This is a genomic window from Brevibacterium sp. BRM-1 (assembly GCF_026802075.1).
Lineage (GTDB): Bacteria > Actinomycetota > Actinomycetes > Actinomycetales > Brevibacteriaceae > Brevibacterium > Brevibacterium rongguiense.
On the sequence record NZ_CP113788.1, the window covers coordinates 342,344 to 366,771 of the forward strand.

The 24,428-nt window shown below is 71.6% G+C and carries 18 protein-coding genes; 12 read left to right on the forward strand and 6 right to left on the reverse strand.

Annotated features, from left to right (window positions below; translation table 11 throughout):
• The first annotated feature begins 2 nt into the window (after window positions 1-2).
• From BRM1_RS01520 to clpX, 6 genes are all read left to right on the forward strand, one after another.
• Window positions 3-683, forward strand: coding sequence for an ABC transporter permease (locus BRM1_RS01520; RefSeq protein ID WP_268527483.1), 681 nt, complete (start codon window positions 3-5; stop codon window positions 681-683).
• A complete protein-coding gene (locus tag BRM1_RS01525) occupies window positions 680-1,315 on the forward strand; it encodes an ABC transporter permease (protein WP_160954086.1) in 636 nt (211 codons plus the stop codon). Before BRM1_RS01520 ends, BRM1_RS01525 begins: the two co-directional genes overlap by 4 nt.
• Before the next feature lie 263 nt (window positions 1,316-1,578).
• Complete coding sequence (gene tig / locus BRM1_RS01530; protein ID WP_268527486.1) at window positions 1,579-3,210, forward strand: trigger factor; 1,632 nt, start codon at window positions 1,579-1,581, stop codon at window positions 3,208-3,210.
• Window positions 3,211-3,504: 294 nt separating this feature from the next.
• A complete protein-coding gene (locus BRM1_RS01535) occupies window positions 3,505-4,077 on the forward strand; it encodes an ATP-dependent Clp protease proteolytic subunit (RefSeq protein WP_160954092.1) in 573 nt (190 codons plus the stop codon).
• A gap of 20 nt (window positions 4,078-4,097) precedes the next feature.
• Window positions 4,098-4,742, forward strand: coding sequence for an ATP-dependent Clp protease proteolytic subunit (locus BRM1_RS01540; RefSeq protein WP_268527489.1), 645 nt, complete (start codon window positions 4,098-4,100; stop codon window positions 4,740-4,742).
• Between the two features lie 203 nt (window positions 4,743-4,945).
• Window positions 4,946-6,217: an ATP-dependent Clp protease ATP-binding subunit ClpX gene (gene clpX, locus BRM1_RS01545; RefSeq protein WP_160954083.1), complete on the forward strand. Its 1,272-nt coding sequence runs from the start codon at window positions 4,946-4,948 to the stop codon at window positions 6,215-6,217.
• Between the two features lie 66 nt (window positions 6,218-6,283).
• On the opposite strand, the gene BRM1_RS01550 is transcribed toward clpX, so the two are convergent.
• Window positions 6,284-7,198 carry a hypothetical protein gene (locus tag BRM1_RS01550; RefSeq protein ID WP_268527492.1) on the reverse strand — a complete coding sequence of 305 codons (915 nt, stop codon included), beginning with the start codon at window positions 7,196-7,198 and terminating at the stop codon, window positions 6,284-6,286.
• Between the two features lie 93 nt (window positions 7,199-7,291).
• Entirely contained in the window at window positions 7,292-8,137 is an 846-nt protein-coding gene (locus tag BRM1_RS01555; RefSeq protein ID WP_268527495.1) for a fumarylacetoacetate hydrolase family protein, read from the reverse strand.
• Window positions 8,138-8,374: 237 nt separating this feature from the next.
• Here BRM1_RS01555 and BRM1_RS01560 point away from each other — a divergent pair, with 237 nt between their 5' ends.
• Window positions 8,375-9,046, forward strand: coding sequence for a TetR/AcrR family transcriptional regulator (locus BRM1_RS01560; RefSeq protein WP_268527497.1), 672 nt, complete (start codon window positions 8,375-8,377; stop codon window positions 9,044-9,046).
• 198 nt (window positions 9,047-9,244) lie between these two features.
• Here BRM1_RS01560 and BRM1_RS01565 read toward each other — a convergent pair whose 3' ends face one another.
• The 3 genes from BRM1_RS01565 to valS form a co-directional block, all read right to left on the reverse strand.
• Complete coding sequence (locus BRM1_RS01565; protein ID WP_268527500.1) at window positions 9,245-9,913, reverse strand: AIM24 family protein; 669 nt, start codon at window positions 9,911-9,913, stop codon at window positions 9,245-9,247.
• A gap of 173 nt (window positions 9,914-10,086) precedes the next feature.
• Window positions 10,087-11,499 (reverse strand): low temperature requirement protein A, encoded by a 1,413-nt coding sequence (locus BRM1_RS01570; RefSeq protein ID WP_268527503.1) that lies wholly within the window; start codon window positions 11,497-11,499, stop codon window positions 10,087-10,089.
• A gap of 2 nt (window positions 11,500-11,501) precedes the next feature.
• Window positions 11,502-14,141, reverse strand: a complete 2,640-nt coding sequence (valS, locus tag BRM1_RS01575; RefSeq protein WP_268527506.1) for a valine--tRNA ligase — start codon at window positions 14,139-14,141, stop codon at window positions 11,502-11,504.
• A 462-nt stretch (window positions 14,142-14,603) separates the two neighbouring features.
• Between valS and BRM1_RS01580 the strand changes: the two genes are divergently transcribed.
• The 5 genes from BRM1_RS01580 to ndk all read left to right on the forward strand — a co-directional run bounded on the left by BRM1_RS01580 (window position 14,604) and on the right by ndk (window position 21,581).
• On the forward strand, window positions 14,604-15,356 hold the full coding sequence (locus tag BRM1_RS01580) for an SDR family oxidoreductase (protein ID WP_268527509.1): 753 nt from the start codon (window positions 14,604-14,606) through the stop codon (window positions 15,354-15,356).
• A 379-nt stretch (window positions 15,357-15,735) separates the two neighbouring features.
• Window positions 15,736-19,023 carry an isoleucine--tRNA ligase gene (ileS, locus tag BRM1_RS01585; protein ID WP_268529897.1) on the forward strand — a complete coding sequence of 1,096 codons (3,288 nt, stop codon included), beginning with the start codon at window positions 15,736-15,738 and terminating at the stop codon, window positions 19,021-19,023.
• Window positions 19,020-20,603 carry a bifunctional folylpolyglutamate synthase/dihydrofolate synthase gene (locus BRM1_RS01590; RefSeq protein WP_268527512.1) on the forward strand — a complete coding sequence of 528 codons (1,584 nt, stop codon included), beginning with the start codon at window positions 19,020-19,022 and terminating at the stop codon, window positions 20,601-20,603. Before ileS ends, BRM1_RS01590 begins: the two co-directional genes overlap by 4 nt.
• A complete protein-coding gene (locus BRM1_RS01595; RefSeq protein ID WP_160953917.1) occupies window positions 20,603-20,992 on the forward strand; it encodes a DUF4233 domain-containing protein in 390 nt (129 codons plus the stop codon). The genes BRM1_RS01590 and BRM1_RS01595 overlap by 1 nt, the downstream gene beginning before the upstream one ends.
• Window positions 20,993-21,155: 163 nt before the next feature.
• Complete coding sequence (ndk, locus tag BRM1_RS01600) at window positions 21,156-21,581, forward strand: nucleoside-diphosphate kinase (RefSeq protein WP_268527516.1); 426 nt, start codon at window positions 21,156-21,158, stop codon at window positions 21,579-21,581.
• Window positions 21,582-21,765: 184 nt separating this feature from the next.
• On the opposite strand, the gene BRM1_RS01605 is transcribed toward ndk, so the two are convergent.
• Window positions 21,766-24,324, reverse strand: a complete 2,559-nt coding sequence (locus BRM1_RS01605; protein ID WP_268527519.1) for an HtaA domain-containing protein — start codon at window positions 24,322-24,324, stop codon at window positions 21,766-21,768.
• Window positions 24,325-24,428: the final 104 nt, after the last annotated feature.

Here is a 24,428-nt window from a genome sequence, read left to right on the forward strand (position 1 = left end):
ACGTGCGCTGGGGCATCCAGAACATCGACATCGTGGCGGGCCTGTTCGCCCAGCACGCCCTGTTGGCCATCCTGCCCACGGTGATCGGCCTGCTGCTCGCCGTCCCGCTGGCCGCCGTGCTGCGCGGGCGCCGCGCGGCACGGACGATCGCGGTCGTCATCGCCGGGATCGTCTTCACGATCCCCTCCCTGGCGCTCTTCGTCGTCATCCCCGCCGTCATCGGCACGGCGATCCTCAACCCGGCCAACGTCGTCATCGCCCTGTCCCTGTACTCGCTGGCCCTGCTGCTGCGCACCGCCCTCGATGCGCTCGACGCGGTGCCCCGCGATGTCCGCGAGGCCGCCGAGGCGATGGGCTACGGCCCCCTGCGCCGCACCCTCACCGTCGACCTGGCCCTAGCCGTGCCCGTCCTGCTGCCGGGGCTGCGCGTGGTCGCCGTGACGAACGTGTCCATGGTCAGCGTGGGGGCCGTGATCGGCGTGGGCGGACTCGGCAACCTCTTCACCACCGGCTACCAGCGCAGCTATCCGGACCAGATCATCGCGGGACTCATCGCCATCCTCGTCCTCGCCCTCGCAGTCGACCGGGTCCTCGCCCTCATCGGGTGGGCGCTCACCCGCTGGGCGCGGGCCGGCGACCAGTCGGCCGCCGCGGCCCGCGGCGCGAAGGCGGCGCGGACATGATCGCGCTCATCGGCACCCGGCTCGCCGAGCACCTGGGCTACTCCGCACTGGCCGTGGCCATCGCCGCGCTCATCGCCGTGCCGATCGGCCTCTTCGTGGGCCACACGGGGCGCGGCATGCCGCTGGTCGCCGGCGCCAATGCCCTGCGCGCGCTGCCGAGCCTGGGCCTCATGACGCTCCTCGTGCTGCTGTTCGGCCTGGGCCTCATGCCCCCGATCGTCGCCCTCGTCATCCTCGCGATCCCACCGCTCATCGCGGGCGTGAGCTCCGGCATCCGCTCGGCCGGCGCCTCCGCCGTGGACGCCGCGCGGGCCATGGGGATGACGGAGAGCCAGATCCTCTGGCGCGTGGAGGTGCCCAACGCCGGGCCGCTCATCGTCTCCGGCTTCCGCGGGGCGGCGCTCCAGGTCATCGCGACGGCGACGATCGCCGCCTACGTCAACCTGGGCGGCCTGGGCCGCTTCGTCTTCGACGGCCTGGCCGTCTACGACTACGGCGAGGTGCTCCTGGGCGCCGTCCTCGTCGCGGGCCTCGCCGTCCTCGTCGACGGCCTGCTGGCCCTCGCCGCTCGCCTCCTGGCCCCCGGTGCGGGCCGCGCGCGCCTGCGCGGGCCGGTCCGCGCCTCGGCGTAGCACGACGTCCCGCACACCCGGGGGCGCCGCCGGAGTGCGGACCGGTGCCGCGCGTGCCCCCGCGGTCCTGCGCTGAGCGCGAACACGGCACCGTGGGGCCTGCTAGGCCACGGCCCGGTGTGCACAACCTCGCCCCGCGCGACTAGAGTGGTCAGTCAGTCCCAGCCCTGCCGCGCCGCGCCCCCGCGCGCCGGAGAGCGGGACGCCGAACGTCACGCGGGCCCGCTGGCCCGCACAGTGTCCGCCGCAACGAGAGGTAAACAGTGAAGAGCTCCGTCGAGAACCTCGAGCCCACCCGGGTCAAGCTCAGCATCGAAGCGCCGTACGCCGAGCTCAAGCCGAGCATCGACGAGGCCTACAAGGAGATCGCCAAGCAGGTCTCCGTGCCCGGCTTCCGCGCCGGCAAGGTCCCCGCGCGCATCATCGATCAGCGCGTGGGCCGCCCCGCCGTGCTGCAGGAGGCCGTGAACAACAGCCTCGACGGCTTCTTCCGCCAGGCGATCGACGAGCACGACATCACGCCGCTCGGCACGCCCGAGGTGGAGATCAGCGAGATCCCCGGGCTCGACGGCAAGGAGGAGGGCACGCTGTCCTTCACCATCGAGGTCGACGTCAAGCCGGAGGTGAAGCTGCCCGAGTACTCCTCGCTCAAGGTCGAGGTGGAGCCCTTCGAGGTCACCGAGGCCGATGTCGATGCCCAGCTCGATGAGCTGCGCAGCCGCTTCGGCACCCTCAAGACCGTGGAGCGCCCCGCCGCCAAGGACGACTTCGTCACCCTCGACCTCAGCGCCTCCGTGGACGGCGAGGAGATCGACTCCGCCTCCGACATCTCCTACCAGGTGGGCGCGGGCACCATGCTCGACGGCATGGACGAGGCCCTTGACGGCCTCTCCGCCGGAGAGAAGACGACGTTCGAGACGAAGCTGGCCGGCGGCGAGCACGCGGGCGAGGACGCGCAGGTCTCGATCGAGCTCAAGGCCGTCAAGGAGCGCGAGCTGCCCACCGCAGACGACGACTTCGCCCAGCTCGCCTCCGAGTTCGACACGATCGCCGAGCTGCGCGAGGACCTGGAGAAGCAGGCCGCGTCGCAGAAGGAGTTCGAGCAGGGCGTCCAGGCCCGCGACAAGGTCCTCGAGGCGCTCATCGAGGCCACCGATGTCCCGGTTCCGGCCAAGCTCGTCGAGGAGGAGGTCAACCGCCACCTCGAGCAGGAGAACCGCACCGAGGACGACGAGCACCGGGCAGAGGTCACCGCCGACACGGAGAAGACCCTGCGCACCCAGTTCATCCTCGACGAGGTCGTCGAGGCCGCCGACGTCGAGGTCAGCCAGCCCGAGCTCATCGAGTACATCATCTCCGCCGCGCAGCAGTACGGGATGAACCCGAACGAGTTCGCCCAGGCGCTCGACGCGCAGGGCCAGGTCCCCGCGATCGTCTCCGAGGTGGGCCGCCGCAAGGGCCTCGCCGCGGTCCTCGCCGAGGCCACCGTGGTCGACACGAACGGCAAGACCGTCGACATGACCGCGTTCACGACCCCCCAGGGCGAGGGCGAGGACGAGGAGGCGACCCAGGGCGCCGCCGCCGCGCAGGCCGCCGCCGAGGCCGATGAGGCCGATGAGGCCGCCGCCGGCGCCGAGTCCGCCGCGGGTGCCGAGGCCGAGGCCAAGCCTGCGAAGAAGGCCGCGCCCAAGAAGGCGCCGGCGAAGAAGTCGGAGGCGAAGAAGGCTGCGAAGGCCGACGCCGCCGATGACGAGGAGAAGACCGCGAAGAAGCCCGCCGCCAAGAAGGCCCCGGCCAAGAAGGCCGAGCCGAAGAAGGCGGATGCCAAGAAGGCCGATGCGAAGAAGTCGGACTCCAAGAAGTCGGACGCGAAGAAGGCCGACGAGAAGAAGTGAGCCGCCGGGGCCCTGCGCCCCGCAGGGTTCGACCGCCGCGAGGGCGGGCGCAGCAGCCGCTGCGCCCGCCCTCGCGGCGTGTGCGCCGCACCCGGTTCCGCACCCGCGCGGGGACCGGCCGGGGCAGCGGCGGGGCCATCGTCACGCTGATGGCGAACAGCGCCGTCGCCAGGACTAAATGCCCGCACCCACCGGTTAGAGTCTCAAGAAATCGACGAAGAACAACAGGAGTGAAACGTGACGAGCGACGAGCTGTTCGCCCAGCCCACGGCTGCTGAGAGCAACCCCGGGGGCATGGGCCTCGACGACCACATCTTCAACCGGCTGCTGCGCGAGCGCATCATCTGGCTGGGCTCCGACGTCCGCGACGACAACGCCAACGTCATCTGCGCGCAGATGATGCTGCTGGCCGCCGAGGATCCGGAGCGCGACATCTGGCTCTACATCAACTCCCCGGGCGGCTCCGTGACCGCCGGCATGGCCATCTACGACACCATGCAGTACATCAAGCCCGACGTCGGCACCGTCGCCATGGGCATGGCGGCCTCGATGGGCCAGTTCCTGCTGTCCTCCGGTGCCAAGGGCAAGCGGTTCGCGACCCCGCACGCGCGCATCCTCATGCACCAGCCGCTCGGCGGCATCGGCGGCACCGCGACGGACATCAAGATCCAGGCCGAGCTCATCCTGCACATGAAGAAGCAGATGGCCGAGCTCACCGCGGAGCAGACCGGCAAGTCGCTCGAGCAGATCCTCAAGGACAACGACCGCGACCACTGGTTCACCGCTGACGAGGCGCTCGACTACGGCTTCATCGACAAGGTCGTCAAGCGCGCCTCGGACGTCGACGGCGAAAACGCCCTGAACTGACGAAGCAAAGGAAGACAACGATGACGAACATCGCCCCCTGGTCGGCTGCCGGCCAGATGCCCGAGTCGCGCTACGTGATGCCGCAGTTCGAGGAGCGCACCCCCTACGGCTTCAAGCGCCAGGACCCCTACACGAAGCTCTTCGACGACCGCGTCATCTTCCTGGGCGTCCAGGTCGACGACACGTCGGCCGACGACGTCATGGCCCAGCTGCTCGTGCTCGAGTCGCAGGATCCGGATCGCGACATCACGCTCTACATCAACTCCCCGGGCGGCTCATTCACCGCGCTCACCGCGATCTACGACACGATGCAGTACATCAAGCCGCAGATCCAGACCGTGTGCCTGGGCCAGGCGGCCTCCGCGGCCGCCGTGCTGCTGGCCGCCGGCGCGCCCGGCAAGCGCCTCGCGCTGCCCAACGCCCGCGTGCTCATCCACCAGCCCGCCATGGAGGGCCAGGGGCAGGGCCAGGCCTCGGATATCGAGATCCAGGCCGCCGAGGTCCTGCGCATGCGCACGTGGCTCGAGGAGACGCTCTCGCACCACTCGAACAAGACACCGGAGCAGATCTCGAACGACATCGAGCGCGACCTGTTCCTCACCGCCGAGCAGGCCAAGGAGTACGGCCTGGTGGACCAGGTGCTCAGCTCCCGCAAGACGGCCTGAGCCCGGCCCCGCCCCTCGGCGGGACGCGGCATGCGCCGCGTGCGCCGGGCGGGGAGGGCCGTGTGCCCTCCCCGCCGCACCGGCCCGACACGCCCCCTGTTGCCGCGGGCGCGCCCGACTCGCACGCGTGTGCGATGCTGGGAGCGCCGCATGGCGGACTTCAGTACGATGGGGGCTGACTCCCCCCGCGAAAGGTTGTGAACGTGGCCCGAGGCAGCTCAGGTGCAGACCTTCTCAAGTGCAACTTCTGCGGCAAATCGCAGAAGCAGGTGCGCAAGCTCATCGCCGGACCCGGTGTCTACATCTGCGACGAGTGCATCGGCCTGTGCAACGAGATCATCGAAGAGGAGCTCAACCAGGCGGCCGAGCCCGCCGAGGAGATCGAGCTCCCCAAGCCGCGCGCCATCTTCGACTTCCTCCAGGAGTACGTGATCGGCCAGGAGCCCGCCAAGAAGGCGCTGGCCGTGGCCGTGTACAACCACTACAAGCGCATCAAGTCGCTCAAGGAGAAGGACGCGGGGTCCGGCGTGGACATCGCCAAGTCCAACATCCTCATGGTGGGCCCCACGGGCTCCGGCAAGACCTATCTGGCCCAGACGCTGGCCAAGAAGCTCAACGTGCCCTTCGCCGTCGCCGATGCCACGGCGCTCACCGAGGCCGGATACGTCGGCGAGGACGTGGAGAACATCCTCCTCAAGCTCATCCAGGCCGCGGACTTCGACGTCGAGCGCGCGGAGACGGGCATCATCTACATCGATGAGATCGACAAGATCGCCCGCAAGTCCGAGAATCCCTCGATCACCCGCGACGTGTCCGGGGAGGGCGTGCAGCAGGCGCTGCTGAAGATCCTCGAGGGCACGCAGGCCTCGGTGCCGCCGCAGGGCGGGCGCAAACACCCGCAGCAGGAATTCATCCAGATCGACACGACGAACGTGCTCTTCATCGTCGCCGGCGCCTTCGCGGGCCTGGAGGAGATCATCGCCTCGCGCCAGGGCAAGCACGGGATCGGGTTCGGCGCGCTCATCGCCTCGAAGCAGGACGAGGAGGACCTCTACGCGCAGCTGCTGCCGGAGGACCTCCACAAGTTCGGGCTCATCCCGGAGTTCATCGGCCGTCTCCCGGTGCTCGCCACCGTGTCCAACCTGGATCGCGCGGCGCTCATGTCCATCCTCACGGAGCCCAAGAACGCGCTCGTCAAGCAGTACGAGGCGATGTTCTCCTTCGACAACGTCGAACTCGAGTTCGAGCACGAGGCGCTCGAGGCGATCGCGGACCTCGCGCTGCTGCGCGGCACGGGAGCCCGCGGGCTGCGCTCGATCATGGAGGAAGTCCTCCAGCCCGTCATGTTCGACGTCCCGGACCGCGACGACGTCGAGCGCGTCGTCGTGACGAAGGACGTCGTGGAGAACAACGTGGCGCCCACCCTCGTACCGCGCGGCGAGATCGCCGAGCGCCGCAAGAAGAAGAGCGCCTAGCAGCGCACAGCGCCGGGCCCCGCCTCCTCGTGATGGAGGCGGGGCCCGGCGCTGTCGTGCGCGACGTCAGGCCGCGCGGTCCTCCGCGAGCGCTGCGAGCGGGGAGTGGTGCTCGACCCATTCGGTGGGCGGCAGGGCGCCCCACTGGTTGACCACCCGCCAGTTCGAGAGGTTCTCACCCGCCGCGGAGATCCGCACGGGCGCCGCCTCGTCGTCGATGACCTCCATCTCCGCCACGCACTCGATGAGGAAGTCCGCCGAGTCCGCGAAGTAGAGGAAGAGGTTGTCGCCGGCTCCGTGGCGGCCCGGGCCCCAGGTGAGCTTCCGGGCATCGGGGATGAGGGCGTCCGCCAGGTTCTTGAAGTCATCGAAGCTCGGGAATTCCCAGCTCATGTGGTGGATGCCGGGGGAGTGGCTCTTCACGACCGCCACCGTGTGGTGGCGCCCGTCGGCCGCGCGCAGCCAGGCGAGTTCGTAGCCCGTCGTCCGCTCACTGAGCAGCAGACCGCACGCTGCCTGCATCTCGTCCGCCCACGCCCGGGGATCGACCGCAGTGAAGTTCACGTGGTCGAGGGCCCGCGGGTGCGCCCCGGGGCCGTGATAGCGGGCAGGACGATCGGCGCTCATCGGCGTGTGCACTTCGAAGACGTGGCCCTCGGAGGTGGCGAACGTCACCGCCGCCTCGATGCCGGGCAGCGAGGGCTCGGTGCTGAGGATGCGCAGGCCCGCCGCTTCGCAGTTGGCGCGCACCTGCTCGACGGCGGCCGCGCTCGTTGCTTCGAGCCCGCAGCGCACGAGGGCGTTGGCGGTCCCCTTGCGGATGATGAGCTCCGCGTGGCGCTGGTTCGAGGACAGGGCGACGGAGTCGGGGCCCTCCTCGACGATGCGCGCCCCGACGATGTTCACGGTGTCCCGCGCGGCTGCGTGGGGGTCGATGGCATCGACGACGAGGTAGCCGAGGCGCTGGATGAGAGGTCGCATGGTCAGTCTCCTTTGACCGGGTGGTGCGGCTGTCTGGGCGGTGCGGTTGTCCGGCGGGCGCGTGCGCGGCCGTCTGGGGTGTGGGCGGTCGGCTCAAAGCGCTTCCGGCTCGTCCTCCACCGGATTGCGGAGCGTGCCGATGCCCTCGATCCTGACCTCGACGACGTCGCCGGCCGCCATGTAGACCTGGGGCCTGCGGGCGAAGCCCACCCCGGCGGGGGTGCCGGAGACGATGACGTCTCCCGGCTCGAGCGTGGTCCAGACGCTGGCGAGGGCGATGAGCTGGGCGGTGCTGAAGACCATGTCCGAGGTGTTGGCCCGCTGCATCGGAGCGCCGTTGAGGTCCACTTCGAGGCTGAGGCCCGCACCGCCCGGCGGGACCTCGTCGGCGGAGACGAAGTCCGGGCCGAAGGCGCCCGTGGCGTCGAAGTTCTTGCCGGGTGTCCACTGGGGGGTGAGGAATTGGTAGTCGCGGATCGACGCATCGTTGAACACCGAATAGCCGGCCACGTGGTCAAGGGCGTCGTCTGCGGGGATATGGCGCCCGCCGGTGCCGATGATGACGGCCATCTCGCCTTCGAAGTCGAGCTCGGCGCTGGCACGCGGGCGGATGATCGCGTCGCCGTCGGCGATGAGCGTGCTGGCGAACCGGGTGAAGAACGTGGGGTAGTCGGGCACGTTCTCGTACGGGCTCTCCGCCGCGTGGTCCACGTAGTTGAGGCCCACGCACAGGATCTTGCCGGGCCGCTGCACGGGCGGTAGCAGGGACAGGCCCCGGGTGCTGAGCTCCGGTGCGCCGTCGAGCAGCGTCGCGTCGGCCTGGCGGCCGTCGGCGATGATGTCGACGAGGTCGGCCGAGCCGAGGTCGTGCCAGGCACCGCCGGCGGTGGCGGCCAGCACCGCTCCCCGGTCGGGTGAGGCGTAGGAGCGGAATCGCATGGTGTTCCCTTCGTCTGCCGCCCGTGGGGGCGGGTCGTCGCTGCACCATCGTCGTTGGTGGGCAGGCGCGCTGCCGGGAGCCAGCACTGAACTGAAACTCATATGTGAATCATGATTCACTTTCAGTTCTGTATACAGTCTGCACGCCCGTGTGCTGCTGCGCAACCCCCGGCTGTGAGAATCTGGACGGACGGCCGGACATCGGCCGGTGGCGCAGGGCGAGCGGAAGGACGCGGCATGGCAGACGGGGCAGACCGGACCGGCGGCGAGGCGACCGGCGACCGCCGCGCGCGCAAGCGCAGGCAGACGCGCAGGAGGCTCCTCGATGCCGCCCGTACGCGACTGGCGGAGGTGGGCCTCGACGCGCTGGCGGTGGCGGATATCACCGCCCGGGCGGACGTGGGGACCGGCACGTTCTACAACTACTTCACCGGCCTGGACGACACCGTGGCCGCCCTCATCGAGGAGGAGGTCGAGGCACTGGGCCGGCGCATCGATGCGCTGACGGCGACGATGGCGGACCCCGCTGAGGTCATCGCGATCTCCGTGCGACACCTCATGTCCACCGCGGCATCCGATCCGGTCTGGGGCGGCTTCATCGTCCGCCTGGGCATTGCGCACCCCAGCCTCGTCGCAGCGCTCGGCTCCCGCGCCTCGCGCGACATGCAGCGGGGCATCGACGAGGGGCGCTTCGACATCCCGAACCTCCCGATGGCCGAGGAGGTGGCATTCGGGTCGGTGCTCAGCGCCATCCACGCCCACCAGCGCAGCCCGCTGCCCGACCGCGACCCCACGGTCGACCTGGCCGCCTACAACCTGCGCCTGCTCGGACTGACGCCGGCAGAGGCCGCCGAGGTGTGCGCCCGTCCGCTGCCGGCGCTGCCCGCCGCGCCCGAGCGAGCGGTCTGAGCGGCGCTGCGGCTCCGCCAGCCCTCAGCCGCGAGGACGGCGGGGGCCGGTTCGCACCGCTGGCCGCGCGGCGGCTCGCTCGGGGCGCGGCGGCCCGCTCGCCGCACGGCGAGCACGGCGGCGCGCTCGGCTCGAGGCCGAGCGCAGAGATCCCGAGCACAGCGGCCCCGAGCGGAGCGGCCCGGCGAACAGCGGGCCTCAGAAGATCTCGGCGGGCTGGACGACGACGAAGCCTGGGCCGTGGAACTGCAGCTGGAAGCTCTCGCCCGAGCCGCGGCCGATGAACGAGCCGAGGCTCACGGCCGCCTTGATCTGCGGCACGAGGTTGGCCGACCAGCAGACGACCGCCTGGGGGTCCACGAAGGTGGGCGTCTGCGAGCAGTCGAGGATCATGGGCTCGCCCTGGCAGCAGAGCGCCGCGGTGCCCTGCCCCGAGAGTTCGAGGTTGAACAGGCCCGACCCGGTGGCCAGCGCCCCCACGCCCTTGATGCGCTTGATGTCCCAGTTGAGCGAGGCGTCGAACGCGAGCATCGAGGAAGAGTTGACGCAGAGTGAGTCGCTGCCGCCCTCCAGCTGCATCATGAAGATGTTGGACGCTGCGCGGGCGAAGAACACCTCGCCGTGCCCCTCGACCCGCATCATCGGCGTGTCCTCGCTCGTCATGGCCTTCTTGAGGAACTGGCCGACCGACGTCGAGCCCTGATGCGCGAAGTCGACGTTGCCCTGATAGGCGACCATGGCCCCCTTGGTGGCGATGAGCGGGCCGCTGGGCTCGATGTACGTCCGCAGCATCTTCGCTGACTGGAGCGTCCAGCGCTGCTGGGACTCCTTCTCCTGGTGTGAAGCGGCAGACAGTTCGCTGCGCACGGCATCCTCCTGTGATGTCGGCTGCGGCCCGCTGCCGCATCCTGCGTGCCACGCTAGACGCTGCGCGCCGCCGTGCCCAGAGCCTTCGATGGCAGCGCTGCAACACCACGGGGCAAGATCACGGGGGAGGGGGCGGCCTCACCGGGGCGGGCGGGTGCACCCGCGCGATCTGCTCAGCCGGCGTGCTCGGGCGCGGTCGGCTGCGGGGCCGGTCGCGCCCCACCGGCCAGGTGGAAGCCCACGATGAGGACGGTGAGCCACAGCATCGCCGCTCCCGGGAGACGGGTGACGAAGATCGCGCACAGGACCGGGAGGAGCGTGCCGGTGAGCAGCCACATGAGGGCGCGCGGCCAACTGCCGGGCAGGGTGATGAGGCTGGCCAGGGCCCCGATGAGGAAGTAGCCGCCCAGGCCGCCCCACAGCAGCCAGCGCACGGTGCCGCCGGGCGCCTCGGCGGCGGACTCCACCGCCCCGCCGAGTCCGACGGCGATGATCACGAGGCACGCCGTCGTGAGGGAGTGGAACCCCAGGGCCGCGCGCAGCGCGAGCCCGGAGAGGCGCAGCAGCGGCACGCCCGCCCCGCCCAGCACGACGCTGAGGCCGAACAGGCAGGCCGCAACGGTGATCGCGGCGGCCCCGGCCAGCAGCAGCGCGGCGGTCCATTCGGCCTGAGCGGCGGCCTCGATGACCTGGAGGATGGACTCGCCGAGGACGATGATGACGAACAGGCTCATCCGCTCGTCCAGGTGCTCGGGGTCGAGCGCCCGGCCGACGACCGTGAGCGGTCGCTCCCCGCGCCGCTGGCGTCCTCCGCGCGGTCCCCGGTGGGCGGTGTCCTGTCCCAGCCGGCGCAGGCGCGCGGGCCTGCCTCGCCCGGCCTGGGCCCGGCGCTCGTGCTCGCGGATGCGCTCGTTGAATCGCTCGACCATGTCGGAGCGCTGCACGAGGACGAGGATGAGGACGTCGATCGTGAGGCCGGCGCCCCACAGCCACAGCGTCCACGACGGTGGGGCCCAGATCGATGCGAGCCAGGGCAGCGCACCCACCGCCTGCTGGGCGACCGGCCAGTCGGTGACGACTTCGCCCCTGTTCCATGACTGGGCGGCGAAGAAGCGCGCGCCCAGATAGGCGATCGCGAAGACGGTGGCGTGGATGTTGTGCGCATCGGCGTGGGTCTCTCCGCTGCCGGCGCCCAGGTTCTCCGCCAGGCCGTCGACGGAGGCGACCATCGCCGCGATCATCGTCATGCCGATCACGAGGCGCACCGTGCGCGTGGTGGTCCCCGCGGTGTTGCCGTAGACCATGAAGCTCGTCCAGCACATCCACAGCGCGCCGAAGCCCAGGACGAAGACCGCCCACGCGTGCGGCGAGGGCGCGTGGAGGACGTGGGCGAAGGCGGCCACCCCGGCCACGGCCACGAGGTCGAAGAACAGCTCGGCCCACGACGCCCGGTGCTCGGCGGGTCCGGCTGCCTGCGGCGCGCCTCCGTCCTCCGCGGACCCGGGAGGCGCGGATCCGGGAGGCGCGGATCCGGGAGATGCCGACCCGGGAGGCGGGGAGGCCGCCTGCGGCTCCCCGCCTGCCACGCTCAGCTCTCCGCGGGGACGAACTGAACGCCCGTGAGCTCGGCGCCCGTGCGGGAGTCGTCGGCGCTCAGCTGCCAGTCGCGGATGCGGCCGGCCGCCCGCAGGTCCGCTCCCGCCAGGCGCACCGCCTCGATCGTCTCCGCGGGCGCGCTCAGCTGCGCCGCGGCGATCTCCGTCTTCTGCGAGACCTTCGCCTCGGTCTTCGCTCGCCGGACGATGGCGAGCACCCCGGCCACCCGGTCGAGCAGCCCCGCATCGCCGGCGGGCGCCTCGGCGGCGGGCACGGGCCACGGCGCCCGGTGCACGGAGCCCTCGTGCCACCAGGACCAGACCTCTTCGGTCACGAACGGCATGATGGGCGCGAACAGGCGCAGGAGCGCATCGAGGGCCGTGGCGAGCACGGCGTGCGCGGATGCCTGCGCGGCCTCACCCTGTGCGCCGTAGGAGCGGTCCTTGACGAGCTCGACGTAGTCGTCGGTGAACGTCCAGAAGAACGACTCCGCCTCGCGCAGCGCGTGGGCGTAGTCGTAGGCGGCCATGTGCTGACCGCACGCGCGCACCGTGGCGTCGAGCCGCACGAGCAGCGAGCGGTCGAGGTCGTGGGTGACGAGGTCCGTGCGGCCCACGAGGTCCGCGTGCACCCCCTGGGCCAGGGCGAACTTCGAGGCGTTGAGCAGCTTCATCGCCAGGCGGCGGCCGATCTGCATCTGCGCGACGTCGTAGGCGGTGTCACCGCCCAGGCGGGCGCTGGCGGCCCAGTAGCGCACGGCGTCGGGGCCGAAGCCGGGCTTGGCCTCCGCGAGGATGTCGCTGGGCACGACGACGTTGCCCTTGGACTTCGACATCTTCTTGCGGTCCGGGTCGAGGATCCAGCCGGACAGCGCGGTGTGCGTCCACGGCACGGAGTCGTTGAGCGAATTTGCCCGCACGACGGTGGAGAAGAGCCACGTGCGGATGATGTCGTGGCCCTGGGGGCGCAGGTCGAAGGGGAAGACGGTCCCGAACAGCTCGTTGTCGCGGCTCCAGCCGCCCACGATCTGCGGGGTCAGCGAGGAGGTGGCCCACGTGTCGAGCACGTCCGGGTCGCCGGTGAAGCCACCGGGCCGGTCGCGCTGGGACTCGTCGAACCCGGCCGGGGCCTGGGCCTGCGGATCCACGGGCAGGGCGGCATCGTCCGGGGTCAGCGGCGCGTCGTAGTCCGGGTTGCCCTCGGCGTCCAGGCGGTACCACAGCGGGATGGGCACGCCGAAGTAGCGCTGGCGCGAGACCAACCAGTCGCCGTTGAGGCCCTCGACCCAGTTCTCGTAGCGCGAGCGCATGAAGCCCGGGTGCCACTCGAGCTCGCGGCCGCGGGCGATGAGCTCGTCGCGCAGCCGGGCATCCCGGCCGCCGTTGCGGATGTACCACTGGCGGCTCGCGACGACCTCGAGGGGCTTGTCGCCCTTCTCGTAGAACGGCACCGGGTGGGTGATGGCCTCCGGCTCGCCGATGAGGTCGCCGGACTCGCGCAGCGCCTCCGCGATCTCCTTGCGCGCGGTGAACGTCGTCTTGCCGGCCAGCGCCTCGTAGCGGGCGACGGCATCCTCCTTGGGCGATGCCGCAATCCACTCGGGGGTCTCGCGGGCCAGGCGGCCATCGCGCGTGATGACGGCGCGGGTGGGCAGGTCGAGCTCGCGCCACCACGTGACGTCGGTGAGGTCGCCGAACGTGCAGACCATGGCGATGCCGGTGCCCTTGTCCGACTTCGCCAGGCCGTGGGCGCGGACCTCGACGGCGACGCCGAACAGCGGGGAGACCACGCGGGTGCCGAACAGCGGCTGGTAGCGCTCATCGTCCGGATGGGCGACGAGGGCGACGACGGCCGGGATGAGCTCGGGGCGGCTCGTGAGGATGACGACGGGCTCGCGCGCGGTATCGGCGAGGCCGTCGGGGCCCTCGGGGTAGAAGTTCACCCGGTGGTAGGCGCCCTCCTTCTCCCGGTCCTCGAGCTCGGCCTGCGCCACGGCGGTGCCGAACGTCACGTCCCACATCGTCGGCGCGTCCTGGGAGTAGGCGTGGCCGGCGGCCAGGTCGCGCAGGAAGGCGCGCTGGGACACGGCCCGGGAGGTGTCGTCGATCGTGCGGTACGTGTAGCGCCAGTCCACGGACAGGCCCACGGACCGGAAGAGATCCTCGAAGACCTGCTCGTCGTCGGAGGCCAGGGCCTCGCACAGCTCGATGAAGTTCTGCCGAGAGACCGCCACGAAGTCGCGCGGGTTCTTCGCGGGCTTGTCCGGCGGCCGGAAGCCCGGATCGTAGGCCACCGAGGGGTCGCACGTGACCCCGTAGTAGTTCTGCACCCGGCGCTCGGTGGGCAGGCCGTTGTCGTCCCAGCCCAGCGGGTAGAACACGCTCTTGCCGGTCATGCGCTGATAGCGGGCAATGACATCGGTCTGCGTGTAGGAGAACACGTGGCCCACGTGCAGGGAGCCCGAGGCGGTGGGCGGGGGAGTGTCGATCGAGTAGACGTCCGCGCGGTCCGCGGTGGCGTCGAAGGCGTAGGTGCCGTCCTCACCCCACGCCCGATCCCACTTGTCCTTGAGGCCCTCGAGGGCCGGCTTGTCCGGCAGGTGCACCGAGTCATGTGTGCTTGGGGTGTTCATGGTGACGATCTTCCCATCCCCGCCCGTGGGCCTCCAAGCCGGGCGGGTGCTCCGAACCGGGCGGGGCTCCGCGAGCCGGGCGGGACCGCCGAGGCGAGGGCTCCGGGCCGGGCGAGGGGCCCGAGCAGGGCGAGCCGGGGGATGCGGTCGAGAGCGCGCGATCCGGCGGCAGGAAGGCGCGGGGGGGCCGGTGAACAGCCCGCGGCCGGTGCACCCCCGCTGCTCCTGCCCCCTGCCCACCGCGAAACGGCTGCCGAGGCGCGGGCCAGCCCACCGCGAAGCCGCCGCCGCACCCGCTGCGAAATGGCCGCCGAGGCGCGGGCCGGCCCGCCGCGAAACGGCAGGCGGGTGCCCTGGGCCGCGGTATACGCTGGGTGGGCGCGCCGGGACGAGGCCCGCGCGCGGGGCGCGCGGCCGCGGGCCCCTGTACGAAGGCAAATGCGAGGGCACAGGGGGAGAGACATGGCGAAGCTGCGAGCAGTGGTGACCGGCGCGAGCTCCGGGATGGGGGCGGCAACGGTCCGCCAGCTGCGCGACCTCGACTGGGACGTCGTCGCCGTCGCCCGCCGCGAGGACCGGCTGCGCGAGCTGGCCGAGGAGACGGGCTGCGACTACGTCGTGGCGGACATGACCAGCGACGACGACGTTGCGCGGATGGCCGCCGAGGTCACCGCCGGCGGTCCGGTTCACGCGCTCGTCGCGAACGCCGGTGCCGCCTTCGGCCAGGACGAGATCCGCAGCGCGGACATCGACGACTGGGCGAAGATGCTCGACATCAACGTCCTGGGCACGCTTCGCAGCGTCAAGGCGCTCATCCCCGCCCTCATCGAGTCCGGCCGCGGCGACATCGTCATCATGTCGTCGACCGCCGGGCGGATCGTCTACGAGGGCGGCGGCGGCTACACGGCCGCCAAGCACGGCACCGCGGCGATCGCGGAGACGCTGCGCCTGGAGCTCGCCGGCGAGCCCGTGCGCGTCATCGAGATCGCCCCCGGCATGGTCGCGACCGAGGAGTTCTCGGCCAAGCGCCTGGGCTCGCAGGAGGCCGCGGACAAGGTCTACGCGGGGGTGGAGAATCCGCTGACGGCCGAGGACTGCGCCGACGCGATCGTCTACGCGCTCACCCGGCCCCACCACTTCAACGTCGACCTCATGGTCATCCGCCCCATCGCGCAGGCCGCCCAGCACAAGGTCGCGCGCAACAGGGGCCTGTGAGCAGCAGAGGCCTGTGACCAGCGGGGCCTCCCGGCGGTCCGCCTCGACTGCGCTCGCCCGGTTGACCGCCTCGCTCCGGGCTGCGCGGCGGCCCGCCTCGCCCGCGCCCGCCCGGCGCGCTAGACTGGACGCGCAGTGATCCGGCCATCACCGGGGAGCATCCGGAAGAACGGCGCCAGCGCCCAGTAGACCCGGACGGGCGGGCCCGTCACAGCCCCGAAGAGCGATCCTCTGGCCCAGGCCGGCGGGGCGGTGCGAATGCGCAGCCCCGGCGCACCTCGGGCCCGGGGATAAGCGAGGTGGTACCGCGGCAGTGATGTCGTCCTCGTGCGAAGCAGCCCCCGCCCGGCACGCCGGGCTCGCACAGGAAGAGGACGCCATGGCCGATGCCACCCAGCCCGTCTACCCCAAGCAGTCCACGGCCGCGGCCGGCCTGACCGCATCCCCGAACTTCCCCGCCCTCGAGCGCGACATCCTCGCCTTCTGGAACGACAACGCGATCTTCGAGGAGTCCGTCGCCCAGCGCGATCCCGGCCCTGACGGCGACAACGAGTTCGTCTTCTACGACGGCCCCCCGTTCGCCAACGGCCTGCCGCACTACGGCCACCTGCTCACGAGCTACGTCAAGGACGTCGTCCCCCGCTACCAGACGATGCTCGGCAAGCGCGTCGAGCGCCGCTTCGGCTGGGACACCCACGGGCTGCCCGCGGAGCTCGAGGCGATGCGCCAGCTGGGGCTGACGACCAAGGACGAGATCCTCGAGATGGGGGTCGAGAAGTTCAACGAGGCCGCCCGGGCCTCCGTGCTCAAGTACACGGACGAGTGGCAGGCCTACATCAACCGGATGGGCCGCTGGGTCGACTTCGACAACGACTACAAGACGCTCAACCCCAGCTTCATGGAATCCGTCCTGTGGGTCTTCAAGAGCCTCTACGAGAAGGGCCTCATCTACGAGGGCTTCCGCGTCCTGCCCTACTGCTGGTCGGACGAGACGCCGCTGTCCAATCACGAGCTGCGCATGGACGACGACGTCTACCAGATGCGCCAGGACCCGGCCGTGACGGTGGGCTTCGAGGCCACCGACGGCGAGCTGGCCGGCGCCAAGCTGCTCGTGTGGACGACGACGCCGTGGACGCTGCCGTCCAACCTCGCGATCGTCGTCGGCACGGACATCGACTACGTGCTCATCGAATCCGACGGGCCCACCGGCAGCCCGGAGCGCTACGTCATCGCCCGCACCCGCCTGGGCGCCTACGCCCGCGAGTTCGGCGAGCAGCCCACGGTGCTCAGGGAGCTTTCGGGCGCGGACCTGCTGGGCACCCACTACCGCCCCCCGTTCGGCTACTTCGCCGACCAGCCCAACGCCTTCCGCGTGGTCGAGGGCGACTTCGTCACGACCACGGACGGCACGGGCCTCGTGCACACCGCCGGCGCGTTCGGCGAGGACGACTACGTCGTCACGACCCGCGAGAACATCGAGGCCGTCATGCCGGTGGGCGCCGACGGCCGCTTCACGGCCCCGGTGCGCGAATACGAGGGCGAGCTCGTCTTCGACGCCAACCCCATGGTCATCCGCGACCTCAAGGCCGCTACGAAGGGAGAGCCGGCCGGCTCCGTCACGCCGGGCACCGTGCTCGTGCGCCACGAGACCTACGACCACTCCTACCCGCACTGCTGGCGCTGCCGGAACCCCCTCATCTACAAGGGCGTGAGCTCCTGGTTCGTCGAGGTCACCGCGGTCAAGGAGCGCATGCTCCAGACCAACCAGGAGATCACCTGGGTGCCGGAGAACGTCAAGGACGGCCAGTTCGGCAAGTGGCTGGAGAACGCCCGCGACTGGTCGATCACCCGCAACCGCTTCTGGGGCAGCCCCGTGCCCGTGTGGCGCTCGGACGATCCCGAGTACCCGCGCATCGACGTCTACGGGTCCTTCGAGGACCTCGAGCGCGACTTCGGCCGCATCCCCACCGGGCCCGACGGGCAGCCGAACCTCCACCGCCCCTTCATCGACGAGCTCACCCGGCCCAACCCGGACGACCCCACCGGCCGCTCGACCATGCGCCGCGTCGAGGACGTCCTCGACGTGTGGTTCGACTCCGGCTCCATGCCCTACGGCCAGGTCCACTACCCGTTCGAGAACCGCGAGTGGTTCGAGTACCACTACCCGGCGGATTTCATCGTCGAGTACATCGGCCAGACCCGCGGCTGGTTCTACACGCTGCACATCCTCGCCGCCGCGCTGTTCGACCGGCCCGCGTTCCTCGACGTCATCTGCCACGGGATCGTGCTCGGCTCCGACGGGCAGAAGATGTCGAAGTCGCTGCGCAACTACCCGGACGTCAACGAGGTCTTCGACCGCGACGGCTCGGACGCGATGCGCTGGTTCCTCATGTCCAGCCCCATCCTGCGCGGCGGCAACCTCGTCGTCACGGAGCAGGGCATCCGCGAGGGCGTCCGCCAGGTGCTGCTGCCGCTGTGGAGCACGTGGCACTTCTTCGCCACGTACGCCAACAGCGCGGATCCCGCCGCCGAGGCGCCCGCCGGGACCCGCGGCTACGGAGCCTCCCAGCGCTACGAGTCCGGGCAGGTGCTCGACCGCTACCTGCTGGCCAAGACCCACGCGCTCATCGAGGACTTCCGTGCCGCGATGAGCGGCTACGACGTGTGGAGCGCCTGCGCGATCCTGCGCGACTACCTCGACATGCTCACGAACTGGTATGTGCGCCGCTCGCGCCGCCGCTTCTGGGCGGGCACCCCGGACACGCGGGAGACGTTCGATGTCTTCGCCACGTGCTTCGAGGCGTTCCTGCGGGTGGCCGCGCCGCTGCTGCCGTTCGCGGCCGAGGAGATCTACCGCGGCCTCACCGGCGAGCGCTCCGTCCACCTGGCGGACTACCCGGACGCAGCGCCGTTCGGCGTGGACGAGGGCCTCGTGGCCGCCATGGACGTGACCCGCAGCGTGTGCTCGGTGGGCTCGAGCCTGCGCAAGGCCAACAGCCTGCGCGTGCGCCTGCCGCTGTCCGAGCTCACCGTCGCCACCGACGTCGAGCTCGGGGCGGACTTCACCGCGATCATCGCCGACGAGCTCAACGTCCGCAGCGTCCGCGTGCTCACGCTGGATGAGGCGGCGCAGGCCGGCTTCACGCTGGCCAGCCGGCTCACCGTCAACGCGCGCGCCGCGGGCCCTCGCCTGGGCAAGCAGGTCCAGCAGGCCATCAAGGGCTCGAAGACCGGCGACTGGTCGGTGGCCGACGACGGCACCGTGACGAGCGGCGGCATCGAACTCGTCGAGGGCGAGTACGCGCTCGAGGACGTCGCCGAATCCGGAGCCGAGGGCGTTGTCCTCGCCCCCACCGCGGGCGGCTTCGTGGCGCTCGACACCGTCGTCACCCCGGAGCTCGAGGCCGAGGGCCTGGCCCGCGACACCGTGCGCGCGGTGCAGTCGGCCCGCCGTGAGCTGGCACTCGACGTCTCCGACCGCATCCGGCTGCGCATCGCGGCCCCGGAGGACGGGGTGCGCGCGGCGCTGGCCGCCCACGCCGAGCTCATCGGGGCCGAAACCCTCGCCCTCGGGGTGGAGCTGACCGCGGACGAGCTCGCCGGCGACGGCGTGTTCGCCGCGGGAGACGTCGCCCCCGGTGCCCAGGTCCAGGTGGTGCGCGCATGAGCGAGCCGCGCGAGCCCCACGACGACGGCGTCGAGCCCGAGGGGGACTTCGACGACGTCTTCGGCATCGACAGCCTCATCGGCGGCGGTGAGGAGGCCGACGCCGCCTACGCCGACGAGCCTGCGACCGACCGCGGGGGAGACGGTGAGCCCGCCGGCGCCTCGGCGGCCGAGCGGGCAGCGCAGCTGCGCGCCGAGGAGCACCGCGACCCGGCCGCGATCGCCGAGCTCGCCCGCGTTCAGGCCGCGCTCCAGGCGCGCGCCGGCGAAGCCCAGCCGGAGCTGCGCCTCGACTCGACCCGCCGGGCCTGCGAGCTGCTGGGCGACATCCACGAGTCCGCACCGGTCATCACGGTCACCGGGACGAACGGCAAGACGTCGACCGTGCGGATGGTCGATGCGCTCCTGGGCGCCCACGACCTGCGGGTGGGCCGATTCTCCAGCCCTCACCTGCACCGCCTGAGCGAGCGCATCAGCGTGGACGGCGCGGAGGTCAGCGCGTTCGCACTCGGCCGGGTCTGGGACGAGATCGCCCCCTTCCTCGACCTCGTCGACGGGCAGCTGGCGGCCGAGGACCGTGCGCCGCTCACCTACTTCGAGGCGCTCACCGTGCTCGCCTTCGCCGTCTTCGCCGATGCGCCCGTCGACGTCATGGTCCTCGAGGTGGGGATGGGCGGCGAATGGGACTCCACGAACGTCGCCGACGCCGCCATCTGCGGCTTCACCCCCATCGGGCTGGACCACCAGGCCTTCCTGGGCGACACGCTCGAGCAGATCGCCGCGACGAAGGCCGGCATCCTCGACCGCACGCTCGACCCGAGCCCGGCCCCGCACCCCGTCGCCGTGGTGGGCGAGCAGCCGGAGGCCGCGGCGGGCGTCCTCGCCGAGCAGATCGCCCAGCGCGGCGACGAGGCGCTGTGGGAGGGTGAGCAGTTCGGCGTCGTCGAGCGCTCGCGCGCCGTCGACGGGCAGCTGCTCAACCTGCGCGGCGCGTTCGCGCAGTACCCGGAGGTCTTTCTGCCGCTGCACGGCGCCCATCAGGCCCAGAACGCGGCGCAGGCGCTCGCCATCGTCGAGTGCTTCCTGGCGGCGCAGGACAAGCCGCTCGACGCGGACGTCGTGGGGGCCGGGTTCGCGCAGGTCACCTCGCCGGGCCGGATGGAGATCATGCGCACCGAGCCCACGATCATCGTGGACGGCGCGCACAACCCCGCCGGGGCGCAGGCCCTGGCCGAGGCGCTGGACGAGGCGTTCGACTTCCCGGACGTCGTGGCCGTCGTCGCGGTGTACGCGGACAAGGACCCGCACGGGATGCTCGAGTACGTCCACCGGTTCGCCTCCCGGATCGTCGTGACCCAGGCGCTGAGCCCGCGCGCCATGCCGGTCGACCGCCTGGCCGCGGCGGCCGAGGAGTGGTACGACCCGGACGATGTGCACCGGGCACCGGATATGAACGCCGCGCTCATGGCGGCGATCGACCTGGTGGTGGGCACCGAGGACACGGGCGCCGGCATCGTCGTGACCGGTTCGCTGGCCACGGTGGCTGAGGCCCGCACGCTGCTGGGCAGCCAGGAGGCGTGATGGAGCCCATCGCGCTGCCGCTGAAGTCGAAGCTGCCCATCCTGTGCGGCACCGTGCTCATCTGCGAAGTGCTCTCGCTGTACTTCGCCCTGCTCGTGGGCTACGGGCTGCGCCCCGTGCCGTTCGCGTGGCTCGTCGCCGGCGCCGCCGTCATCACGGTCGTCGCGATCGCCGCGACCGCGCTGCTGCCGCGCCGGGCCGGCCAGCGCCGCCCCGGCATCGCCCTGGGATGGGCCGTGCAGGCGCTCATCCTGCTCAGCGGCATCGTCATGCCCTCCATGCTCATCGTCGGCGCGGTGTTCGGGGCGATGTGGGTGGCGGGCCTCTACTGGGGACGGCGCATCGACCGGGAGGCCACCGCCTGGGCCGTGGAGCACAACGCGCGCTGAACCGCGCCTCCGGCGGGTTCACCAGGCGGTCCGCGGGCGGGCGCTGGGTGAGACCGGGGGAGGCGCGCCGCGGCCGCTGAACTAGACTCGGGCGCGGAGCGCGACCCGTTCGGGCCTGTCCCGCGGGCCGCGCGGAACCATCACGCCGAAGCGAGGAGGAGTCATGACCGAACGCACGCTGGTGCTCGTCAAGCCCGATGGGGTGAAGCGCGGGCTCATCGGCCAGGTGCTCGCCCGCATCGAGGCCAAGGGCTACGAGATCGAGAGGCTCCAGCTCGTCCGCGCCACGAAGGAGCAGCTGGCCGAGCACTACGCCGAGCACGCGGGCAAGCCGTTCTACCAGCCGCTCGTCGACTTCATGGCCTCCGGCCCGATCGCGGCGGTCGTCGCGACGGGCGACGGGGTCATCACGGGCTTCCGCTCGCTGGCCGGGGCCACCGACCCGACGACGGCCGCGCCCGGCACCATCCGCGGCGACCTGGGCCGGGACTGGGGCACCGCCGTGCAGCAGAACATCGTGCACGGCTCGGACTCCACAGAGTCGGCCAAGCGCGAGATCGCGATCTGGTTCCCCGCCGACGAGGGCTGAGGCACCCCGCGACCACGTTCCGCGCCCGCCCATGAGTGAGGCCCCCGCCGCGGCGGGGGCCTCACTCATGGGCGGGCGCGTTTGCTCACTGCTGCCGGCCGGCGGTGGGCCGCCGGCAGTGCGGACAGCCGGCCCCTGGGCGCCGACCGGACGGCCGGCTCCTCAGGCTCCTCCCTCCGCCGGCTCAGCGCCGGCGGCGGTTGAGGATGACCGTCCCGCTCCCGAGGATGACGAGCGCGAGGCCCAGCGCCAATGCGGCGAGGGCGGCTGCGCCCGTGCGCGGCAGCGGATCGTCACTCGGGTGGGAAGCGCTCGGGTCCGAGTCGCCCGCACCAGGGTGCCCCGGGCGCGAGGCACTCGGATCCGAGCCGTCCGTGTCGTCCCGGCCGCCCGGGTGCGGGCGCTGCGAGGCGCTCGACGACGCCGGCGCGGGCCGACCCGCCGTGGTCGAGGGCTGCGGCGAGGCAGCCGTCGGCGCGGTGCTGGCGGACTCCGAGGGGCCCGGGCTCGCGGGGGAGCTGGGCTCTGCGCTGGAATCGTCGCTCGGCTCCGCGCTCGGGGAGGCGGTGGCACTGGGATCCGGGAAGTCCGGCACCGCACCTGCGTGATCGATCGTGGTCGCCGGGCCGTAGACCGTGCCGGCGGCATTGGTCGCCACGGGGCGGACCTGCGTCCCCGCAGGGGTGTCGGACGCGACTGCGAACTCGCCGGAGCCCTCGGCCGTCTCCCGGTTCTGCGCTCCCGCCTCCGCGAACGTGCCGCCGGGGGCCTTGACCTGCCAGGTGATCGCGGGCCGAGGTGTGCCCTCGGCGCGCGCCGAGAGCGCGGCCGCCTTCCCGTCCAGCACGAGCGATGACTCCGGTGTGCGGGTGAAGTGCGGTGTGATCCCGCGCAGGCGCAGCACGGAGACGCCGTACTGCTTGTACGCCGTGGTCGTGTCGCGGATGGGGTAGTAGATGCTGTGGTCGGGCCCCACCGCCATGCTGAACTTGCCGTCCAGCGGGGACTGTCCCACGGAGTCGGGCATCGCAGTGCGCGGCAGCTCCGTTCCCGCGCGGGAGGGCACGAGGGAGGCCGCCGTGGTGTCGAACGTGTAGCGCAGGCCCAGGCCCGTGTCCTCGCCCAGCGTGCCGGGCAGCTTGATGTTCGCGTCCGCGTAGCGCACGGTCTTCGTCACGGACAGCGCGGTGCCGTGCAGCTCGACGGTGCGCAGGGCATCGTCGGGGCCGCCCTGGTCGGTGCGCTTGCGGCGGGTGTAGAGCACCAGGGTGCCGTCGTCGAATCTCTTCACTGCATCGTGGGTGCGGGTGCGGTCGCCGGGGAACAGCAGATCGTTCTGCGGCGTCACCGTGACGGACCGGTCGGCGGCGATCGTGAGGACGAAGGGCGGCATCTGGACGGAGTCGCGGTCGTCGTTGTACGCCGTGGAGGCGGGCGTGTAGATCGCGTGATCGGCATCGGCGAACGCCATGAGGTTGTCGGAGGCGCGGGAGTCGAGCTGCCGGTACGTGTAGTCCGCGTAGCCCTTGACGGGCGGCAGCTGCGTGTCGGTTCCCTTCCAGCCGGAGGCGGTCTCCTCGATGACGTGGGCACGGTAGGGCTGCGCCGACTTCGGACCGTCGAGGCCGGTGATCGCCAGCGCGCGCCTGCTCACCGGATCGTAGCCGAGGCCGGCCAGCGTGATGCCGTCCTCGTCCGCGTCGGCGGGCAGCTCGTGCATGTGGCGGGTCTGCCAGGCGCCGTTGCGGAACGCGGCCTCGGTCAGCCAGTTGTGGCCGTTCTCCGGGATGAGCGCGAAGAAGCGGTCGCCGGCCGCATCGTAGTAGCCGTCGTCATTGGAGTAGGTGGTCGGCAGGGGCAGCGGCTGTGCGCCCACGACCGGCCGCAGCGTCTGCGCATCGAGCACCGTGATCTGGCGGGTGCCCCCGGAGACCTTCTCCGTGAAGTAGAGGCGCTTGCCGTCCGACGACGCGGCCGTCATCTCCGTGAGCGAGTTCTTGTGGTCGGGCAGGTAGGTCTCACCTCGCTTGAACACGGGGACGTTGGGCTCCGCGCCCTGGTCCGCGTCGGCCACGGGCCCGCCGGCCTCCGGCACGGAGAATGTGACGGGGTCCAGGGGGGAGCCGTCCGGGTAGAAGCCGGCGAACGCCCGCTTGCCACCGGAGCCCAGCGTGGCGGGGATCGCGGTCCATGTGGTGCCGGCCTCACCGACGGCGGGCGTGACGGCTGCGGCATCGAGGTCGGCGAGTTCGACCTCGCCGAGGTCGGGGACGGGATCGCACTTCGTCTCGTCCAAGGCGCGGGACTTCGCGTGCGCGTAGAGGTGCGAGCCCGAGGGGCTGAGGACGATCCGCATGTCCGAGAACGTGAGGTCGAGCGCGTCGACGTCCGGGCAAGCCGCGTGGTAGCCGTGCCACTTGCGGTAGTGGACGGTGCCGCCGAACTGCGCCGTGGTCGTGCGGGTCTTCGCGTCGTAGGCCGAGTCCTTGAGGGGGAAGCGGTAGACGCCGTCTGCGACGCGGGCTCCATCGGAGGTCTCGCCGCCCCCGGTGTAGGAGTCGAAGGAGGCGCGCAGGCGCCAGGTGAGCTCGTGGGCGGTCTGGGCGGCTGCATCGGCCGCCGCGGGGGAGGCCGCGGCGGCGGGTGCGAAGACGGTGGCGGCGATGAGCGCCAGCAGGCTCAGCGCCGCGTGGAGGGCGCGGGGCCGCTGTGCGCGCTGGGCCGGGGAGGGGGGTGTGGGCATGGGCTGCTTTCACATCTGGGGCGCCGGGGAAGGCGCGCCCACTGAACGTCGGATGTGAATAAGGTTAGCGTGCCCTGAGTGGTTTGAATTGTGACGTCCATCCC

What these genes read in the sequence shown, in the direction of transcription:
- BRM1_RS01540 (WP_268527489.1), top strand. Translation starts at nt 4,098, where the DNA reads ATGACGAACATCGCCCCCTGGTCGGCTGCCGGCCAGATGCCCGAGTCG.
- BRM1_RS01560 (WP_268527497.1), top strand. Translation starts at nt 8,375, where the DNA reads ATGGCAGACGGGGCAGACCGGACCGGCGGCGAGGCGACCGGCGACCGC.
- BRM1_RS01595 (WP_160953917.1), top strand. Translation starts at nt 20,603, where the DNA reads ATGGAGCCCATCGCGCTGCCGCTGAAGTCGAAGCTGCCCATCCTGTGC.
- BRM1_RS01535 (WP_160954092.1), top strand. Translation starts at nt 3,505, where the DNA reads ATGGGCCTCGACGACCACATCTTCAACCGGCTGCTGCGCGAGCGCATC.
- BRM1_RS01555 (WP_268527495.1), bottom strand. Translation starts at nt 8,137, where the DNA reads ATGCGATTCCGCTCCTACGCCTCACCCGACCGGGGAGCGGTGCTGGCC.
- ndk (WP_268527516.1), top strand. Translation starts at nt 21,156, where the DNA reads ATGACCGAACGCACGCTGGTGCTCGTCAAGCCCGATGGGGTGAAGCGC.
- BRM1_RS01605 (WP_268527519.1), bottom strand. Translation starts at nt 24,324, where the DNA reads ATGCCCACACCCCCCTCCCCGGCCCAGCGCGCACAGCGGCCCCGCGCC.
- BRM1_RS01525 (WP_160954086.1), top strand. Translation starts at nt 680, where the DNA reads ATGATCGCGCTCATCGGCACCCGGCTCGCCGAGCACCTGGGCTACTCC.
- ileS (WP_268529897.1), top strand. Translation starts at nt 15,736, where the DNA reads ATGGCCGATGCCACCCAGCCCGTCTACCCCAAGCAGTCCACGGCCGCG.
- BRM1_RS01590 (WP_268527512.1), top strand. Translation starts at nt 19,020, where the DNA reads ATGAGCGAGCCGCGCGAGCCCCACGACGACGGCGTCGAGCCCGAGGGG.
- BRM1_RS01580 (WP_268527509.1), top strand. Translation starts at nt 14,604, where the DNA reads ATGGCGAAGCTGCGAGCAGTGGTGACCGGCGCGAGCTCCGGGATGGGG.
- BRM1_RS01550 (WP_268527492.1), bottom strand. Translation starts at nt 7,198, where the DNA reads ATGCGACCTCTCATCCAGCGCCTCGGCTACCTCGTCGTCGATGCCATC.
- valS (WP_268527506.1), bottom strand. Translation starts at nt 14,141, where the DNA reads ATGAACACCCCAAGCACACATGACTCGGTGCACCTGCCGGACAAGCCG.